14 protein-coding genes are annotated in these 18,365 nt (G+C 55.0%); 6 read left to right on the forward strand and 8 right to left on the reverse strand.

Annotated features, from left to right (window positions below):
* The first annotated feature begins 130 nt into the window (after nucleotides 1-130).
* Both mtgA and G7064_RS01555 read left to right on the forward strand, forming a co-directional pair.
* On the forward strand, nucleotides 131-877 hold the full coding sequence (mtgA, locus tag G7064_RS01550) for a monofunctional biosynthetic peptidoglycan transglycosylase (RefSeq protein WP_133272924.1): 747 nt from the start codon (nucleotides 131-133) through the stop codon (nucleotides 875-877).
* An 80-nt stretch (nucleotides 878-957) separates the two neighbouring features.
* Nucleotides 958-1,392, forward strand: a complete 435-nt coding sequence (locus G7064_RS01555) for a YybH family protein (protein ID WP_166072169.1) — start codon at nucleotides 958-960, stop codon at nucleotides 1,390-1,392.
* A 78-nt stretch (nucleotides 1,393-1,470) separates the two neighbouring features.
* Here the strand turns inward: G7064_RS01555 and G7064_RS01560 are convergent, their stop codons facing one another.
* Entirely contained in the window at nucleotides 1,471-2,583 is a 1,113-nt protein-coding gene (locus G7064_RS01560) for a DNA topoisomerase IB (protein WP_166072170.1), read from the reverse strand.
* Between the two features lie 327 nt (nucleotides 2,584-2,910).
* Here G7064_RS01560 and G7064_RS01565 point away from each other — a divergent pair, with 327 nt between their 5' ends.
* Together G7064_RS01565 and G7064_RS01570 are read left to right on the forward strand one after the other, a co-directional pair.
* Nucleotides 2,911-3,720, forward strand: a complete 810-nt coding sequence (locus G7064_RS01565) for a M48 family metalloprotease (protein WP_166072171.1) — start codon at nucleotides 2,911-2,913, stop codon at nucleotides 3,718-3,720.
* A 177-nt stretch (nucleotides 3,721-3,897) separates the two neighbouring features.
* Nucleotides 3,898-5,052: an App1 family protein gene (locus tag G7064_RS01570; RefSeq protein ID WP_166072172.1), complete on the forward strand. Its 1,155-nt coding sequence runs from the start codon at nucleotides 3,898-3,900 to the stop codon at nucleotides 5,050-5,052.
* Between the two features lie 102 nt (nucleotides 5,053-5,154).
* On the opposite strand, the gene G7064_RS01575 is transcribed toward G7064_RS01570, so the two are convergent.
* A complete protein-coding gene (locus G7064_RS01575; protein ID WP_166072173.1) occupies nucleotides 5,155-6,741 on the reverse strand; it encodes a hypothetical protein in 1,587 nt (528 codons plus the stop codon).
* Between the two features lie 166 nt (nucleotides 6,742-6,907).
* Between G7064_RS01575 and G7064_RS01580 the strand changes: the two genes are divergently transcribed.
* Entirely contained in the window at nucleotides 6,908-8,524 is a 1,617-nt protein-coding gene (locus tag G7064_RS01580) for a hypothetical protein (RefSeq protein ID WP_166072174.1), read from the forward strand.
* A gap of 24 nt (nucleotides 8,525-8,548) precedes the next feature.
* Here G7064_RS01580 and G7064_RS01585 read toward each other — a convergent pair whose 3' ends face one another.
* The 3 genes from G7064_RS01585 to G7064_RS01595 form a co-directional block, all read right to left on the reverse strand.
* Entirely contained in the window at nucleotides 8,549-10,036 is a 1,488-nt protein-coding gene (locus tag G7064_RS01585; RefSeq protein WP_166072175.1) for an exonuclease domain-containing protein, read from the reverse strand.
* Nucleotides 10,037-10,304: 268 nt separating this feature from the next.
* Nucleotides 10,305-10,769: a ferritin-like domain-containing protein gene (locus G7064_RS01590; protein WP_166072176.1), complete on the reverse strand. Its 465-nt coding sequence runs from the start codon at nucleotides 10,767-10,769 to the stop codon at nucleotides 10,305-10,307.
* A gap of 90 nt (nucleotides 10,770-10,859) precedes the next feature.
* On the reverse strand, nucleotides 10,860-11,972 hold the full coding sequence (locus G7064_RS01595) for an AI-2E family transporter (RefSeq protein WP_240935656.1): 1,113 nt from the start codon (nucleotides 11,970-11,972) through the stop codon (nucleotides 10,860-10,862).
* A gap of 303 nt (nucleotides 11,973-12,275) precedes the next feature.
* Here G7064_RS01595 and G7064_RS01600 point away from each other — a divergent pair, with 303 nt between their 5' ends.
* Nucleotides 12,276-14,195: a DNA topoisomerase IV subunit B gene (locus G7064_RS01600; RefSeq protein WP_133272916.1), complete on the forward strand. Its 1,920-nt coding sequence runs from the start codon at nucleotides 12,276-12,278 to the stop codon at nucleotides 14,193-14,195.
* An 87-nt stretch (nucleotides 14,196-14,282) separates the two neighbouring features.
* On the opposite strand, the gene G7064_RS01605 is transcribed toward G7064_RS01600, so the two are convergent.
* The 3 genes from G7064_RS01605 to G7064_RS01615 all read right to left on the reverse strand — a co-directional run bounded on the left by G7064_RS01605 (nucleotide 14,283) and on the right by G7064_RS01615 (nucleotide 17,827).
* Entirely contained in the window at nucleotides 14,283-15,281 is a 999-nt protein-coding gene (locus G7064_RS01605; protein WP_166072177.1) for a HEAT repeat domain-containing protein, read from the reverse strand.
* The gene (locus G7064_RS01610) at nucleotides 15,200-16,759 is read right to left on the reverse strand and encodes a M1 family metallopeptidase (protein WP_166072178.1); all 1,560 of its coding nucleotides are present in this window, start codon (nucleotides 16,757-16,759) and stop codon (nucleotides 15,200-15,202) included. The genes G7064_RS01605 and G7064_RS01610 overlap by 82 nt, the downstream gene beginning before the upstream one ends.
* A 153-nt stretch (nucleotides 16,760-16,912) precedes the next feature.
* Nucleotides 16,913-17,827, reverse strand: coding sequence for a pirin family protein (locus G7064_RS01615; protein ID WP_166072179.1), 915 nt, complete (start codon nucleotides 17,825-17,827; stop codon nucleotides 16,913-16,915).
* Nucleotides 17,828-18,365 lie beyond the last annotated feature (538 nt).

Genomic DNA, 18,365 nt, shown 5'->3' on the forward strand with positions numbered 1-18,365 from the left:
GCTCAACAATATTGGCGACGAAAATAGGCTAAAAACGCTGGTATCGGGTTGCTGCGCGCCCAAATGCGTTACTTTTGCCCTTTCAGTGCCTCTCATCAGAATGGATGGGAAAGAAGAACGGCTTTATTTGATGAAAACAAAATTCCGGCAACATGGGCGGCGGGTGTGGCGGATATTGCTGCAAATTGTCGCGGCTCTGTTTCTTACCACGGTAGCTTGGGTGCTTATATATCGGTGGCTCTCCCCGCCGGCTACCTGGCTTATGCTCGACCGCCGCGCCCACGCACCCATTGGCCGCGGCTACTACGGCATCCGCGAAGACGACCGCCGCATCAGCTACAATTTTAAAACCCTGGATGAAGTATCGCCGCAGGTACCGCTGGCGCTGGTGGCGGCTGAAGATCAGCGCTTTTTGCAGCATCGGGGCTTCGATGTGAAAGCAATTCAACAGGCCGTCAAGCGCAATTCCGAGGGCGGTAAGCAGCTGGTTGGCGGGAGCACCATCAGCCAGCAGGTAGCCAAAAATGTGTTTTTATGGTCGGGGAGGAGTTATGTGCGCAAGGCGTTGGAAGCCTATTTCACCATTCTCATTGAGACGCTCTGGAGCAAGCGCCGCATCATGGAAATGTATTTGAGCGTGGCCGAAATGGGCGACTGCACGTTCGGGGTAGAAGCTGCGTCTCAGCGCTATTTCCACAAATCGGCCGCCAAGCTTACTGCTTCGGAAGCGGCGCTGTTGGCGGGCGTGCTGCCTAATCCGCTGCGCTTCCGAGCCAGTAATCCAGGGCCGGTAGCGCGGGCCAAGCAGCGGCGGGTGCAGCGCAATATGCGCCGCCTGGGGGGCATTTCTTACGTGCGGGCGCTGCTGGAAAAGTAGGCGCAAACTCCGAAGTGCGGCTGGTTCCTACATTTATTCAGGCTATCGTAAGACGGTTTTACGTTTCTCAAAAAAATATCATGAAGCAAATCATCGGAGTAGTGCTGAGCATGGCCTTGTTATGTAGTTGCGCCGCCACGCGCCCCGGCAGTCAGCGCCAGGATATCAGCCAAGTGCTGACAACGCAGACTGCGGCCTGGAATCGGGGCGATGTTTCTGGTTTTATGCAAGGTTATTGGCAGTCCGATTCGCTCGTGTTTATTGGTAAAAGTGGACTGACCTACGGCTGGCAGCCAACCCTGGATAACTACCGCCGCAGCTACCCCGATGCCGCCGCTATGGGACAACTTACGTTTTCCAACTTGCGCATTACGCCCATCAGTCCCGACGCAGCCCACGTTGTAGGTCGGTGGCAGCTCGCCCGCCCCGCCGCCGGCGACCTTGGGGGGCATTTTCTGCTGGTTTTTCGCCGCATTGCCGGTCGCTGGGTTATCGTAGCGGATCATTCCAGCTAGGGCAAAAACGATAATAAAGCCAAAGGCGCTTGGGCATAGCACAGCTATATCCAAGCGCCTTTGGCTTTATTCCCTCATCTACGCGGCAGTACGGAGCATGTGCAGCACCATGTGTTCGGTAGGAGAGAGGATGTCGTTTTCGGTTGGGTCGATGTCGTGCTGACGGAGGTAATCGATGAGCTTATCGGACTGAAAAAGCTCGACTACCTGCGGGTGAATGTAGTATTTGCTGCACACGGTGGGCGTGTTGCCCAAGCCCGAGGCCACATCTTTTACGGCTCGCTTCAGCACTTTGTCCTTGGGCAAATCCGGCTCTTCGTGCAGCACGCTTTCGAGGCACTCCACCATTTTGACCGTACCGCCCCAGGTCCGAAAATCCTTAGCCGACAAGGCTATGCCGGTGACATCCTGCAAATATTGGTTCACGTCGCCAGACTCCAACTCCTGCCGATGACCATCCGCGGCGTAGTACTGAAATAAATGCTGCCCGGGAATCTCCTTGCATTTGCGCACCATGCGCGCTAAGCGGCGGTCGTGGAGGGCCACATCGTGGGCGACACCTTTTTTGCCTACAAATGAAAAGCGCACCTCATCGCCTGATATCTGCACGTGCCGGTCGCGCAGGGTGGTGAGGCCGTAGCTTTTGTTCTTCTTGGCGTATTCCTTGTTGCCGATGCGAATAAACGACTGGTCCATCAGGGTCAGAACCAAGGCAATAACCTTCTGCTTATCCAGTCCCTGGCGCTTCAAATCCTGCTGCAGACGCTGGCGCAAAGCGGGTAATGCTTCGCCAAAGGCCAGCAGGCGGCTAAATTTGGTCAGGCTGCGGGCCTGGTCCCAGGCGGGGTGATAGATATACTGCTTGCGCCCCTTGGCATCGCGCCCCGTTACCTGAAGGTGGGCAGACGCGGAAGGCGCAATCCAGACGTCAGTCCAGGCCGGTGGGATGACAAAGTTCTGCAACCGGGCCAGCGACTTTTCGTCGGTGATTTTTTCGCCTTTTGCCGTCAGAAAAGTGAAGGTACCATCGGGGCCGGGCTGGCGCCTGATGCCGGGTTTGGTATCTGCCTGATAGCGCAGGCCCGCCAGCTCTGCCTGACGGGCCGGGTCTTTATACAGTTCGTGCGCCTCTTCTAGGGGGGGCAGGTGCTTCTTTTTGGTTTTGGGTCGGAGGGTGGAGGTGGTGGGCATAAAGGGCTAAAAAAGCCCCCCGGCCAAAAGCAGTCGGGGGGCTTTTCTGTACGCAGATGAGAGGAAAAAGTAGCGCTGCCTTGCCGGGCCAGAGTGTTGAAGCAGGTATATGCTGAGTAGGCGCAAAGCTGAAGCGCAGGAGGAAGGATTAATAATTGCCAACTGCGGCAAAATAAAATTTCAGGTTGAGCGTCTGAGTTATAGCCGTAATATCTGCGTATCAGCAACGCCGTGCAGCCTTGGCCCGTATGGGTAGCCGCCGGCTTTGGCACCGTTTTTAGACGGTTAGTTCTGCCCCTCTATTCTCCCTACACTCCTATTTGCAGTATGCGTCGTACTTGGCTCAAACCCTGGATTTTTCTTGCTCTTTTGACGACATTAGGCACTACGGCCTGCTCCGGTAATGGGGATGGCGTAGTGTTGTTTTCTGTGGAAGATGATATTGCGCTTGGTCAAAAAGTAGCCGAGCAAACGGACTCCACGTACCGAGCCAAGAACCAATTATTGGAGCGCAACGTGACGGCCAACCAGCGTGCATATGCTCTTCTCGACGGAGTTGTTGCCAAAGTGCTCAGCTCCAACGAGCTACAATACCGTAACCAGTTCCCGTGGGATGTCAAGATCATTAAGGACGATGAAATCCAGAATGCCTTTGCCACGCCTGGGGGGCATATTTACGTATTCTCGGGTCTCATTAAATTCTTGGAAACCGAAGATCAACTGGCTGGTGTGTTAGGCCACGAAATTGCCCACGCTGACCGCCGCCACACGTCGCGCTCTTTGCAGAAAGAGTTTGGTATATCTTTCCTGTTGAGCCTATTGTTAGGCGAAAACCCCAACCAGCTGGCCCAAATCGCTACTAGCCTCGGCCAATTGCGGTTTAGCCGCGAATACGAAGTCGAAGCCGACGACTACTCGGTGCGCTACCTGAACGGCACCCCTTACTCCTGCGATGGTGCTGCCGGCTTCTTCGTGAAGGCCGCTGCCCAGGCTGGTACGACCGTCCCCGAGTTTTTGAGCACTCACCCCAATCCCGGCACGCGGGTGGAGGCAATTCAGGCCAAAGCCAAGGAGCTTAACTGCGCAGGCCGCACCACCGACAATGCGGGTTTTAAAGAGCTACAAAGCCGCCTCTAAAAGCCTCTACTACCTCTTTATTTCGTGAGCGCCAGCCCCAATAAGGCTGGCGTTTTCGTGTGATATAATTCAACCATTGGCGCGTGAAGTGCGGCCTACAATGTAAGCAACTACACACTGAGGCAACTCCGCGGCGGGTTTTCCTCGTACGCTGCTTTCTACCCTTTTAGATTTTCTATGCCATCATTCCTCAACAAACTTAGTAATCTGGCGGAACGGGCCGATGATCTGGTTACGAATACCCGAGCCCGTTTGGGCCTGCTGCACCCGCTCCAGCTGGTTACGTACCGTAGCTACGGCACCACAGGCCGCCTGTATGTAAAAGGCCGGTTGCTGACCGACAAAGGCATTGGCGAGCCCGGCGAAGGCGATTCGCGCTGGCAGAACCTGCTCAATATGTATCGACGCTTCGGAAGTAATGAGATTCCGGGCGCCGAGTTGGTTATCCGGCCGGGTGATGGCAGCGAGCACCATGTGACCACCGACGAGGAAGGCTATTTCACGTTGAACATTGAACCCAAAAGCTTGCCGGCTCCAATTGATTTTCTGTGGTACCCGGTGGAAGTGGAGCTAAAAAAAGCCCCCCAGCACCTCCCCATGCCCGCCGATGTCAAAGAGCCTGCGCACGTACTCATTCCGCCCCTCGACGCCGAATACGGCATCATCAGCGACCTCGACGATACCGTCATTCAAACCTCTGCCACCAACCTGGTGCGCATGGCGCGCACCGTGCTAGTGCGCAACGCGCACTCCCGCCTCCCTTTTGAGGGGGTAGCCGAGTTCTATCGGGCGCTGCAGTTGGGGCGCAATGGCAAGCGCAATAATCCGTTTTTCTACGTTAGCAGTAGCCCCTGGAATCTCTACGATTTGCTCGATGACTTTCTGGAGTTGAATGACGTGCCACCTGGGCCGCTGCTGCTGCGCGATATGTCACTGGTCCGCAAAGCAACGAAGGAGCCCGAAGCCTCGGCCCATCATGGCCATAAGCTGCACGAGATTGATAACCTTCTGCTCACGTACCCCGAATTGCCCTTTGTGCTCATCGGCGACAGCGGCCAGGAAGACGCCAACATCTACCGCGAGGTGGTACGCCGCTACCCCGGGCGCATTCTGGCCATTTATATCCGCGATGTGCAGCACCCCGGCAGGGCCGCTCTGGTGGAGAGTGTGGCGGAGGAAATCAGGCAGGATAAGGTGGAAATGCTGCTGGTGAAGGATACGGTGCAGGCTGCCGAGCACGCCGCCAAGATTGGCCTGTTATATACCGAGGCTATTCCAGCAATTGAAGTGGAAAAGAAAAAAGACGAAACCGCACCTGAGTCGACGTTGTAACTGCCCAATTCTTAGAAGCTACTGAGGGCATAAAAAAAGCCCCCCGCTGACGTTGCGGGGGCTTTTTTAGTTAATTGAATGTAAGTTGACAATACTATCAACTCACGTTCCTTCCCGGTCGTAGGCGTGCATCTTTACACCTTTATCCGTTCGATCCCAGGTTTCTTTGCTCTTGGTCAGGTCGTTATCCGAGTGAGTATCGTAGTAGCGAGTTTTTTTGCTCAGACCCTGCACCCGGCTTGAATCGGTGACTTTATCCGAGTTGGGGCCGCCATATATGTTGATGCGGGGGCCGCGGCGCACCTCGCCGTTTATCTCAAATACGTCTCTGCCTTCGAGGCCATGCAGCGTAATTTCTTTGGTTTCGTTGGTCCGAAATACGCGTTGGTAAAACACGGAATCTCGGTCCGATTTGCCCCCCAGCGTGTACACCGTTACTGCCGTAGTAGAATCGCTGAGGCGGCGCACCACAAAGCGCTCATCCAGGTCGGTGCCCACGACCGTAACGTGGCGGGCTAGTAGCCGGTAAAACTCGTTGGCTGCCCACAGCAGCTTCGCCCGCCGGGCTTCCAGCGCCTGGCCGATATAGGCGCCTTCCTGCGCAAACACCGGCGCTGGAAAGCGCTTGAGGGCATTGGCAATGGCGGCATCATCGACGGACTTTTGCAACTCGGTAGCTAAGCGCTGGAAGTCGGCCGAAGTTACTTCATTCAGAAAGCGCTCGTCCACAAACCGGGAGTTCTGCGTCATGCCTTCAATGCTCTCATATTCGGGCCGAAAGGTGCGAAACTTTCCGACGAAAAACGGCCGACTCACAATCCAGGGAATGATGCCATCCTTGAACCGGAAAAAAGCCTGGTCGCGGTCCTGGGGTACGGGTCGATAAATGGTGGGGCCGTTGGCATCCGGATAAACTGCCCAGCTCCACTGGCCCTCGTGGCGGTCCCAGTCGCCAATCCACAAATCGAAGAGGCGAGCACGGGCAAAGGCAATCTGATCGACGCGGTGGGCGGGGTCGGCAAACCGATCGCGCAATACATTGTCGCTTTCCAACAAGTCGGTGGCGTTGCCGAAGGCGGGCGTAAGGCTGGCTTTATCCTCAAATTTCTCTTCCAGCAACACCAGCTTTCTCTGAAAAAGCTTCGACTCCTCGCCCAGCCCATCTTCATCAGGGCGCACATAAAAGGGCCGGGGCGTGGTGTGCAGCAATCCAGCCGCCTCAGCCAAAGGTGCCACTACAAAAGAGCCATAGGGGTTAGCAGCTGAGGTTGCATCGCGCACCAGATTCAGAGCAAACGTCTTCCGAAATATCTTGGGCAGCGTTTTAAACGGGTCTTTGTCGATGCTGCGCAGGGCGTACTCGCGTCCACCGGTGCCAAGCACCGTCATACTGGTGCTCTGAAAACCGCCCCCCAACTTGCCGGGCTTCAGGCCTCCGGGCACGGCGGTGGCAGGGTCGAAAACGGGCACCCACACTGGGGTAGCCCACACCGGGCGGTAATGCTTGCCAAGTAATAGGTTGTGAATGGGGCCACGCTGGTAATGCCGACCCGCGGTGACAAGCACGCTGTCGGTAGCAACAGGAGTGGAGTCGGTGACCAGACGGGCGTCTGGTTGGAAAAAGTTTTCACGTACACAGCCCGATGAAATGGCTAGTAGCAGCAGTAGGGTGGAGAAGCGTGAGGGCATAAAATGTGAATGTGGCGCAACTTACTGCCTTCAACGCAACAGTAGGCACTAGCGGATAACAATTGCATAATTTCCCAACGCAATTGCTCTTTTCCCGTTTGCGCTATAAATTATGCTATCGACTGCATTCGCAGCCGGCTCACACTGTAGCGCTATTCCTGTATCTGTGCACTTTCTACTGAAAGCTTTCCGGCCGGGCCGCTTATTGGGATTAGGTGCTAGCTGGCTGGTGCTCGTTGCCTGCTCGGCCCGCGAGATGCCAGCGGGTGCGCTGCCTACCATTGGCCCCGACTCCACGGTCCGCGTGGCCGCCGGGCCCCAGTACAAACGTGGCGCAGTGCATCAGTTTTTCTGGGGCGACCACTACCGCCTCGAATGGGCAACGCCGGTGCAAGCGCCAGTGTTTAACCTGCGCAACGCGGTGCCGGGTGGTTTGCGCCCGCTACAGGCTGGGGGCAGCTTTCAGACCAAAAACCTGCGCCTCGTCGACTCGGTAGGGCAGGAGTATGTGCTGCGCTCCGTCGACAAAGATGCGACGAAGGCTTTGCCCCCCAGATTACAAAACGGCCCCATTGGGCGCCTGATGAAGGATCAGACCAGCGTTATTCAGCCGTATGGCGCTTACATCGTGCCGCGCCTAGCGCAGGCAGCGGGGGTATATCATACCAATCCGCGGCTGGTGTGGCTGCCGGCTGATGCGACGCTGGGGCCATTTCGCGAGGAATATGGCAACGCGCTGTATCTGTTTGAGGAGCGCCCCGAGGGGAACCAGATCAATAGCCCAAACTTTGGCAATTCTTCCTTAGTAGAGAGCTCCCGGAAGGCATTTACATCCCTTTTTGTCACGCATAATTACCGGGTGGATGCCCGCCATTACTTACGCTCCCGTTTGTTTGATATGTGGCTGGGCGACTGGAGCCGGCGCGAAGATCAGTGGCGCTGGGCCAGCTTTCCGGGGCCAGGCGGCACGGTAACGTATCGAGGCATTCCGCGCGACCGTGACCATGCTTTCTTCAAGTTTGACGATGGCCTGATGACTCGGATAATAAGTTGGTTTAAAACTAATTACCAGACCTTTAAAGAGAATATTCGCCTGCAGGATGTGGAAGGCCTCAACAAAGCAGCGCGGCCCATGGACAAGTCGCTGCTGGCGTACTTAACGGCCGATGACTTCCGCCAAATCGCGGATTCCCTGCGCCTGCGCCTCACGGACGTGGCCATCAAGGAAGCTGTTGGAGTTTGGCCGCCTGAGATCTATGCGCTGTCGGGAGCGGAGTTTGAGCACAAGCTGCGTAGTCGGCGCGAGCAGTTGCCGGCCGTCGCCACCAAATTCTACGAGCTGCTGGCCCGCGACGTGGAATTGCCCGGCACCGATCAGCCAGAACGTTTTTTAATTGAAGCAGTAGCGCCGGGCGAAGTGCGTATCAGTATGCTGGCCCGACGGGTGGCAATGGAAGATAGTTTGCTAAACCAACGCACGTTTAAAGCCAGTGAGACAAGCACCATCAAACTCTTTGGCTTGGGTGGCAACGACGTATTCGAGTTCAACGGCTTGCCTGACCCCACCTTCGGAATCAGCATCTACGATGGAGCAGGACAAGACTTGGTAATTAGCGGAAAAGCCCCCCAGACCGATTCCAAGACCGATGTCACTATCTACGACAGCGGCGATGGTAACCTGCTGCAGCTTGCTCCCGACAGCGACATTAAAGTAGAAGCGTACCAGCCGCTAGCCAACGAATTTGATGCCGCTGGCTGGCTCCTGCGCCACCGCTTATACTAGCTGTTCCTACTTGTCAGAAGGAGCTTATTTGAAGATCTTGACCTTGTCTTTGTGCTTGGTGCGCAGGTATTGCCGGATAATCTGCTGCACGTCTTTGTTATCGCCGTAGGGTTTGATTACCTCCCGGAAATCGGACAGGCGGCGGGCGGAAAACTCACCGTCTACGTAGCCAAAACCCAGATAGCGACCGTTTTCAACGACCACAATCGACTTCTCATCCGCGCGGCGCCCTTTGCCAATAACCACAAAAGAACCGTGCTCAAAGGTGAAGCTCTCGATGGCCTCATCAACCCGCAGGTTGTACTCCTCCGGCGACTCAGCACCCACGCAGGCACCTTTGCAGCGGTGTACCTGATAATCGAAGCAAGCACCCTGCGTTTTGTACAGGTCGCAGAGCTTCTGGCAGAGGTTGAACTTGGAAACTTTGTGAAACAAAAAGCCCTTGGCCTTGAACTGATTGGCTAGCGCGATGAGGGGCGTGGCGGGGTTGTCAGCGTCGGCGCGGCCATAATAGAGGTGCTTGTAGCCTTTTTCATCCTGCCGCAGATAAATGCCGGCCGGAAAAATAGAGCGCCGCTGCTGACGGTTATAAAACGGCTTCATGCGCTTGATTTCGGCCGATTCATACAACAAAGCTACCAACTCCGAACCCGTCAGCTCCCAGGTAATGTCGGAGATGCTGTTCTTAAACTCCAGCGACTTGCGCGACTTATAATCGACGGCAAAGTGCTGCTGAATACGCTTGTAGATGTTGATGCTTTTGCCCACATAAATCACCTCACCCTGCTCATCATGGAAGTAATACACGCCCGCCTCCTGGGGCAGCGTGGCTACTTTCTCGGGGGTGATATTGGGGGGCAAAAGGGCAGTTTTGATGGCTTCCTGCACGGCCGTCACGCGCTTGGCGCTGGGCTTTTTGGTGGCGGTGGCGGCTGGTCGGCCGCTGGGAGCGAGCGCATCTACCGAAGCCAGTGTATCGGCGGCACTGATGGCGGGATTGGCCAGAGCCTCGTCCTGCTGGGAAATTTTGAGTAGCCGATCAAAGAGAATGGCGGTGGCAGCGGCATCGCCGGCGGCGCGGTGCCGGCCTTCCAGCGGAATACCAATGTTTTGGCACAGCTTACCCAAGCTATAGCTCGGTTGGCCCGGAATAAGCGAGCGGCTGAGCCGCACCGTACACAACGTTTTGCGTGAGTAATTGTAACCTAAGTCCGCGAATTCCTTTTTCAGAAATGAGTAATCGAAGCGCACATTGTGAGCCACGAACACGCAGCCATCGGTCATTTCCACCACTTTGCGCGCAACCTCGTGAAAGCGGGGCGCATCGCGTACCATATCGTCGGTGATGCCGGTGAGCTGAGTAATAAAGAAAGGAATCGACCGGCCCGGATTGACCAGCGTCTCATATTGGTCTACCACCTTGTCGCCATCGTGAATGAAAATGGCCAACTCAGTAATGCGGTCCTGCGTGGGCTGGCCACCGGTAGTTTCAAGGTCAATGATAGCGTACAAAGGCGGCGCGAATTTGAATTCTAATTTGGCTAATGATATTGGTAACAAAGATAAGCCCTACTAAGGTTGCAAAAAGAAATCGTAGAATGAGCAGGTCAGTTGAACGTCAGGCAGAGGCGGAGCGGAAGCATCTTACGTACTGACATTGCAGTACTAATGCACTTACCGGGAGTGAGATGCTTCAGCTCCGCCTCTGCCTGATGGAATATTCATTAAAAAAGCCCCCCAGATTCGTCTGGGGGCTTTTTTAATGAATTGTGGAAGCGAATTAATGCTTCAACGAAGTAATCTGGTTCTTAGCAGCTAGGATTTCGCCGTGCTGCTTTTGGATGATCGACTTAGCTTCAGCGGGAAGGCCTTCAGCTTTCAGCGCTTGCTCGTACGCTTCGAGGGCTACTTTATCGCCAGTTTCGCACTCGCCTAGAATGGCGTTATCATCCTGGCCGGTGATGGCCGATTTGATGTTAATCCAGCCGCGGTGTACAGCAGCAGCAGCGTCGGCTACTACACCTTCCACTGTGTTGCCAGCTTCGGTATTGATGCCAAACTGACGAGCCTGCTGCTTCAACTCGGAAGCGAACTGGGCGCGCTGCTGGCTGAACTGGCTCAGTTGCGACTTCAATTGTGGACTGGTAGCGCCTTCGGCAGCTTCCTGGTAGCCCTTGGCACCAGTTTCGTTGATTTCGACGAGGTCGTTGTAGGCGCGGGCAGTGTTATCGCTGATAGAGGCCATGATAAGTTTGTTTTAGGTTAGGTCAGAGTGAGTAGCACAGCCACGTCTTGTAGCTGATCAGGAGTTTATACTACCAAATTGCCCCCCAGGTTACGAAGCTCCTCGCAGGCGCTGCCAAAGCCGCCCAAAAAAGCCTGGCTCAGCCTTTCTGTCCACGATATCGTCGCCATCGGCCACGTCGCCCAGCAAGAAGCCAAACGGCTCCGTGGCTTTCGATGCGTCCAGCACTACCTTAATCACGGCTATCAGGGGAATGCTCAGAATGATGCCCGGCGTGCCCCACAGCTCGCCACCCAGAATAAGCGCAATGATGGCCGCCATCGGGTTGATACTCACTTTGGAGCCCGTAATCATGGGCGTAATAAAGTTGCCCTCCAGGAATTGCACAAACACAAACACACCAATAACGCCCAGCGCTCTGGCTGGCGAGCCGGTTTCTACCAGCGTAATAATAGCCGGCAGGGCCGAGCCAATCAGAATACCGATGTAGGGAATAATGGTCAGAACCGATGCGAAGACAGCAAAGAAAATGGCGAATTTGACGCCCAGAAGGAGCAGGCCAATAGCATTCAGGATAGCCACAATCACGATAACCGTCATCAGCCCACTGATATAGGCCTGTACCACTGTTTGGATGCTATCCACGGTGTGCAACACTGATGTCCGCTTCTCAGGGCTTACAAAGCGGAACATAAACTGCCGCATATGGTCGCGGTAATACAGAAAGCAGAACATATAAATAGGTACCAGCGTGACCACGCTCAGCACGTCGGCCGTCGTGTTCAAGGTAGCGCCCAGGTAACCGCCCGCGTCTTTCTTCGCGCTCTTCAGCGACGAGTCAATGAACTCATCTTTGCTGATCGGCTCAATGCCAAAGCGCTGGCTCAGCATCTGCTGAATCTGGTCGAAATACTGCACCAGTTTTTCCTGCAGCTTGGGAAGCTCGGCTTTAAACTGTGTCATCTGCGAGCCGAATGCGAAGACGATGGCGGCTAAGCCCACAATCACCAGCAAGAGGCAGAAGAGGATGGCCAGCACCCTCGGCCAGCCCCACCGCTCAAAGCGCTGGCATAAGGGCAACAGCAGAATGGAGAAGAGGGCCGCAAAGGTGATGGGCAACAACACACTGTCGAGCTTCCAGAGCACGAATACGAGCAGCGACAGACCAATAAGCAGGAAGGTATAGTAAATGACGGGGGGCAATTTTACCTCGGCCGGAGTCGAGTTGGGCCGGGGACCGTTGAAATGTTTCGAGGGGAAAGCATTAGCTAAAAAAATTAGGAGAGCGAGGAAGGGGTAAAATTCAGAATCAGAGCAATGGGTGTTGTTTTTGAAAGGAACTATGTGCGTATAGGGCTGGTTTTAATCAGGAATTTTGCTAATATTTATGGCTAAAATCAGCGCGCCGGTCACACGAGCAACAGTCTTGCGCCCTCCTACGGGTTACTGTTGAGAAAAGGCCAATTTTCTGCGTTATTTTACCTCAAATTTGATTACCTAGTTTCTATGGCTGACGAACAACTTCCCATTGCCCCCCAACACGCGTACACCGAAGACAGCATCCGCTCCCTGGATTGGCGCGAGCACATCCGTTTGCGGCCCGGTATGTACATCGGCAAGCTCGGCGATGGCTCAGCCTACGACGACGGTATTTATGTGCTCGTGAAGGAAGTTATTGATAATTCCATTGACGAGCACGTGATGGGTCACGGCCGCACCATCGACATCAAAATATCCGACCAGCGCGTGCAGGTGCGCGACTACGGCCGCGGCATTCCGCTGGGCAAAGTGGTGGATGTGGTCAGCAAAATCAATACCGGTGGTAAGTACGATTCCAAGGTCTTCCAGAAGTCGGTGGGCTTGAATGGCGTGGGTACCAAGGCCGTAAATGCGCTCAGCAACTACTTCCTGGTGCAAAGCGTGCGCGACGGCCTGATGAAATCGGCGGAGTTCTCGCAGGGCAAGCTCGTGCAGGACCCCAAGCCGCAGAAAACGTCGCAGCGCAATGGCACCCTGATGGTGTTTCAGCCCGACGACACGGTTTTCCGCAACTACCGCTTCATTCCGGAGTACCTCGAAAATCAGATCTGGAACTACGTTTATCTGAACGCCGGGCTCACGATTAACTTCAACGGGCAGAAGTATTACTCCGAAAATGGCTTGCTCGACCTGCTCAGCCGCAAAGCCGACCCAGAAAGTCTACGTTATCCTATCATCCACCTCAAGGCCCCCGATATTGAGCTGGCGCTAACGCACGGCAATGACTACGGCGAGGAATACTATTCCTTCGTAAACGGCCAGTATACCACGCAGGGCGGTACGCACCTGGCGGCCTTCCGTGAGGCGGTGGTCAAAACCGTGCGTGAGTTTTATAAGAAGGAATACGACGCGGCCGACATACGCGGCTCTATCATCGCGGCCATTTCGGTGCGGGTGCAAGAGCCGGTGTTTGAAAGCCAGACCAAAACCAAGCTTGGCTCCATCAACATGGGTGAGGACGGCCCGACGGTGCGTGGCTTCATTCTGGATTTCGTAAAAGAGCACCTCGATAATTACCTGCACAAAAACCAGGCGGTAGCGGATGCGCTCAAGCGCCGCATCGAGCAAAGTGAGAGGGAGCGCAAGGACATGGCGGGCGTCAAAAAGCTGGCTAACCAGCGCGCCAAGAAAGCAAACCTGCACAACCGCAAGCTCCGCGACTGCCGCTTCCACCTTGGCGAAGGCAAGCAGGAAGCCGAGGCTTTGACCACGCTCTTCATCACCGAGGGCGACTCTGCGTCGGGATCTATTACCAAAAGCCGCAATGTCGAGACCGAGGCTGTATTCAGCTTGCGTGGTAAGCCGCTGAACTGCTTTGGCTTGAAAAAGAAGATTGTATACGAAAATGAGGAGCTGAACTTGCTTCAGCACGCGCTCAATATTGAGGAAGGCATCGAGCACCTGCGCTACAACCGCGTAGTCATTGCCACCGACGCCGATGTAGATGGCATGCACATTCGCTTGCTGCTGCTTACGTTCTTCCTACAATTCTTCCCTGATTTGGTGCGCAACAATCACGTTTTCATCTTGGAAACGCCGCTGTTCCGCGTCCGCAATAAGAAAACGACCATCTACTGCTACAACGAGCAGGAAAAGCAGGATGCCATGCGCAAGCTGGGCCGCAACCCGGAAGTAACGCGCTTCAAAGGTCTCGGTGAAATCAGCCCCGATGAGTTTGGTAAGTTCATTGGCGACAACATCAAACTGGAGCCCGTCATCCTGCAATCAGACCGCTCTATTCAGCAGGTCCTGACGTATTATATGGGTAAGAATACGCCTGCTCGTCAGGAGTTCATCATTGACAACCTACGTCAGGAGAAGGACATGATTACCTCCGATGTGCTGCCGGTTGAAGAGGTTGCCGAAGAGGATATGGCATTCGCCTAGAATAAGCAGGAGTCCATACGCCACCAAAAAAGCCCCCCAGGATTATTCTGGGGGCTTTTTTACGGAAAAAGTAGTTTGAATCCAGCGCTACTTGGCGTCTTGGATTTCTTTCACCGCTGCATCTACCAACGACTTGGCTTCAGCGGCGGTTGGTCGTGCGGCCTGCTGCTGCTCAATCTGACGCAGCCCTCGAGTGATTGGTTCGGCGACGCCGTAGGCTTTAAATTTCACGGCCAGATCCTTCATGCGCTTAATACCTTCGGAAAGCGCCGAGGGATCTTCAAGGCGGCTGAGCAGGGGCACCATGCCAGCCAGCATATCGAATTGTGCGTTTGGTTCGGCCGCATCGAACTTGCGCAACACTAGCGGCCACTGGGCTTGGCCGCCCGCCTGACCATATACGCTCACCAGCGCCGTGGTTAATGCTCCTTTGTTATCGGCCTCAAAGGCGGTAGCGCGGGCCAGGGCCTGCTTGGGTTCCAGCGGCAGCAGGGCTTGCAGCGCCGCCCCCTGCACCCGGTACGATTTGCTTTCGAGGGCTTTGGTAAACAGCTTGGCGTAGCGCTTCTCCTCCAACGTGCCGAGCGCTGTAAGCGCCGCCGCCCGCACCTGCACCGACGAATCTGTGGTGGCTAGCTTGGCCAGTATGGGAGCCGCTGCTTTGCGCTGGGGGGCATTTTTGAGGTCGAGTGCCTGCACGGTCATCTCCCGCAGAGCAGGCGATTTATCCTTTAAGCCGGCCAGCAGCATTTTTTGGGCTAATGGGTCCGTGGCATTGGCCTGGGCGGCAGTAAGGGCTTCGCGCCGGTCGAGGTAGTGTGTGGCGTGGAGTTGCTGATACGCATATTCGGCCAACGACTTATTATCCTGTTTCTGCCACACCAGCACTTTAGCCGCATCCACGTTTACCAAATCTGGTTTGGTAGCGGCCGGGAAGTACAGCGTATCTACGGCCTTACGTAGCGTAGCAGGGTAGCGCTGGGCTTTGCCACCGGTATACACATCTACCAACAGCGGCAGCTCAAAAAGCCCCCGGTCTGCGTTTGGCGTACTACCACCGCTTGGCGCTTGCGGGGTGCGTCCCACTGATAATCGATGGTGACAACGGGATGGCCCGCCCGATAATACCACTGATTGAAAAACCAGTTCAGATCCTGCCCGGATACTTCCTCCAACGCCAGCCGCAACTGGTGCGGCTCACCGGTACCAAAAGCGTTTTGCGTCAGATAACGCTTCAGGCCCTGAAAGAAGACTTCCTCGCCCAACGTGGCGCGCAACATGTTGAGAATGCTACCGCCTTTTTGGTAGGACACACCATCGAACATGTCCTCTTTATCGGCATACTGAAAGCGTACCAGCGGCTTCTCATAATTGCTGGGGCCACCCCGCAGATAGTTGCGCAGGCTTCGGTCAGCTTGGGCGGCGCCGGCATCAGGGCCATAGGCGTGCTCAGCCCAGAGTACTTCACTGAAGTTGGCAAACGACTCGTTCATGGTCAGATTGCTCCAACTTTCGGTCGTTACGAAGTCACCAAACCAGTGATGAAATAGCTCGTGGGCAATCTCGCGTTCTACACCGGCGTATTCCCAATCAAGTAATTCGCGCGCTGTTCCCTGGGCCTGCTCGCCGTACAATGACGCGGTGGTATTTTCCATAGCCCCACTCACAAAGTCGCGAGCTACAACCTGAGCGAATTTATTCCACGGAAAATCGACGCCCAGACGCTTTGAAAAAAACTCCATCATCTGGGGCGTTTTACCGAATACAGCCCGGGCTTGATCAGCGTATTTAGGCTCCAGATAGTAGCTCACTTCCTTGCCCCGCCAGGTATCTTTGGTAATGCGGAAGTCGCCAATGGCCAGCATGAACAGGTAGGGCGCGTGGGGCTGCTCCATCTTCCAGGTATCGGTGCGTAAGCCGGCGCCAGCGGGCTTCTGACTCACCAGGGCCCCGTTGCTCAGCGTCACATACTTGCTGGGTACGGTCAGGCTGATTTCGGAAGTTGTCTTTTGGTTGGGCCGATCAATGGTCGGAAACCACACCGACGAGCCCTCCGTTTCGCCTTGCGTCCAGATCTGTACGGGTTTTCCGGCCACGGTACTGTCGGGATTGATGAAGTACAAGCCCTTTGCCTCCGAAATGGCGGCGCTACCCTTCACCTTGGCTTCGTCGGGCTTAGCTGTGTACTCAATGTAAATGGTATAATTAGCGCCGGGGGGCATTTTCTTGCCCAGGTTCACGCGGAGGTTTCGCTCGTCGTTGTAGCTGAACCTGAGTGGTTGTGCAGTGCCATTGCTCATCAGTGCCACAGTCTTGATGTCCATACCTTTGGCGTCCAAGCGGAGCGAATCGGTGGGGTAGGCGTGGGGCTTCAGCGTCAGCCATTCCTTTCCATAGGCATAGCGCTTTTTGTAGTCGAACTGCAAGTCAAGCTTGGTGTGAACGAGGTCATTAATCCGCCGTTCCGTGGCCCGATATATTGTAGCAGTTGGTTGTTGAGCACTAACAGAAGCAAGGGTGGCCAGAGTCAGCAAGACTGGCAGGGAATTGTGGAGGAGACGCACAGATAGAGTAGGATAGGAGCGTGGGATGGCTAACGCAAGCGGCGTATATGCAAATGACGCATTTCTTAGCGCTTCACCAGCCAGACGCCGCCCTTACTAGCAACAGTTGCCTGCCACAAGCAATAATTTGCCCCCCAGCGCAGATACCTGCTTTCACGACAGCGGTTCCGGTGCCGCCGATTGGGCCGGACGAGAGTTATCCATTGGTAGCGGGATAAACACAGCGTTATCGGTCGGCGGCAGCGCAATGCGGCCCGCCTGCCAGTCGGCCTTGGCCTGCTCAATCCGTTCCCGCCGCGACGATACGAAGTTCCACCAGATGAACCGCGGGCCTACATGCTCGCCACCCAGCAGCATCAAAGTGGTCGTTTCCAGAGCCACCATTACCGGGTCCTGACCCGGTGTAAACACCAGCAACTGCCCCGCCGAGTAGCGGGTGCCGCTCACCTCAATCTGCCCTTTAGCCACGTAAGCGCCGCGCTCCCGGTGGCCCTGCGGCATACCAAACCGAGCGCCCGGCTGCAACACCACGTGTAGGTAAAACAGGGGCGAATGCGTGCGCACGTCGTTGCGCAGCCCAAAAGCGTTGCCCGCAATCAGGCGCATCCACACCCCCGAATCGGTGAAGATGGGAAGCTCCTGGGGTTGATAATTCCGGAAACTGGGAGCACTGTCCTCATCGGCTTCGGGCAAAGCCACCCAGGTCTGAATCATTTCCAGCTGCCCACCGCTCAGCGTAGCTGGGTCTTCAAACCGCTCCGAATGCGCAATGCCACTACCCGCCGTCATCCAGTTTACCTCACCCGGCCGGATGATTTGCTCCACTCCCAAACTATCGCGGTGCGTCACCTGGCCGCCAAACAAGTAGCTCACCGTGGACAACCCAATATGCGGGTGCGGCAGCACATCCAGACTTTGCAGCTGCTCAGGAGGAAGCCCCACCGGTCCGGCATGATCCATAAAAATGAACGGCCCCACCATGCGCCGCTCCCGAAATGGCAGAATACGCCGCACATCAAACCCAGCGCTAATGGACGCCTGACGCGCATTTATAACCAAATCAATCATAAAAGGTGACTAATTGAATAAAGGGAAACAGTACGGCGGCCACTTGACAAGTCAAGATAAAATTTATCCGACAGTTCTATTTGAGAGCATCAGTTATGGTAAGCCTCCAAAAACGAAGATTTATTATTGATTGTATTCTATGATTAGCTAAATTTATTAGTATTAATGGCGTTGATTAGCAATTATAATTAGTGAATAAAAGCGGTTTGAAGCCACAGAAAGTTGTGTTCGTGCTTGTGTTTAGCTAATATTATTGGGAACTTTATGGGCGTGTCAAGCATTACAAATATTGCGTTCTGCGCAGCTAACGGTACTTTTGATACGCAAGCTCGTGGTGCCAGAAGCCTGCGCCCCGTTGATACTCTTCGTAGCTTTTACTCGAACTGCATGAGTTGAACAATACGTTTTTTGCCTGTTATTCATTTTCAGGCGTCTTTAGTGAAAAGCCTTTCAGTTCTGCGGCTGAAAGAGAGGTACAAGAACATTAACCGTGGCAAGCGCCACACCCCACTGTGTCAGAAGAGAAGAACCCCCAAGA

The sequence above is a fragment of the Hymenobacter sp. HDW8 genome (assembly GCF_011305775.1).
In the GTDB taxonomy this organism is placed as follows: Bacteria; Bacteroidota; Bacteroidia; order Cytophagales; family Hymenobacteraceae; genus Hymenobacter; species Hymenobacter radiodurans.

Bases quoted from the DNA above. Each gene is read 5' to 3' on its own strand.
- mtgA (WP_133272924.1), top strand. From the start codon at position 131: ATGAAAACAAAATTCCGGCAACATGGGCGGCGGGTGTGGCGGATATTG.
- G7064_RS01555 (WP_166072169.1), top strand. From the start codon at position 958: ATGAAGCAAATCATCGGAGTAGTGCTGAGCATGGCCTTGTTATGTAGT.
- G7064_RS01560 (WP_166072170.1), bottom strand. From the start codon at position 2,583: ATGCCCACCACCTCCACCCTCCGACCCAAAACCAAAAAGAAGCACCTG.
- G7064_RS01565 (WP_166072171.1), top strand. From the start codon at position 2,911: ATGCGTCGTACTTGGCTCAAACCCTGGATTTTTCTTGCTCTTTTGACG.
- G7064_RS01570 (WP_166072172.1), top strand. From the start codon at position 3,898: ATGCCATCATTCCTCAACAAACTTAGTAATCTGGCGGAACGGGCCGAT.
- G7064_RS01575 (WP_166072173.1), bottom strand. From the start codon at position 6,741: ATGCCCTCACGCTTCTCCACCCTACTGCTGCTACTAGCCATTTCATCG.
- G7064_RS01590 (WP_166072176.1), bottom strand. From the start codon at position 10,769: ATGGCCTCTATCAGCGATAACACTGCCCGCGCCTACAACGACCTCGTC.
- G7064_RS01600 (WP_133272916.1), top strand. From the start codon at position 12,276: ATGGCTGACGAACAACTTCCCATTGCCCCCCAACACGCGTACACCGAA.
- G7064_RS01615 (WP_166072179.1), bottom strand. From the start codon at position 17,827: ATGATTGATTTGGTTATAAATGCGCGTCAGGCGTCCATTAGCGCTGGG.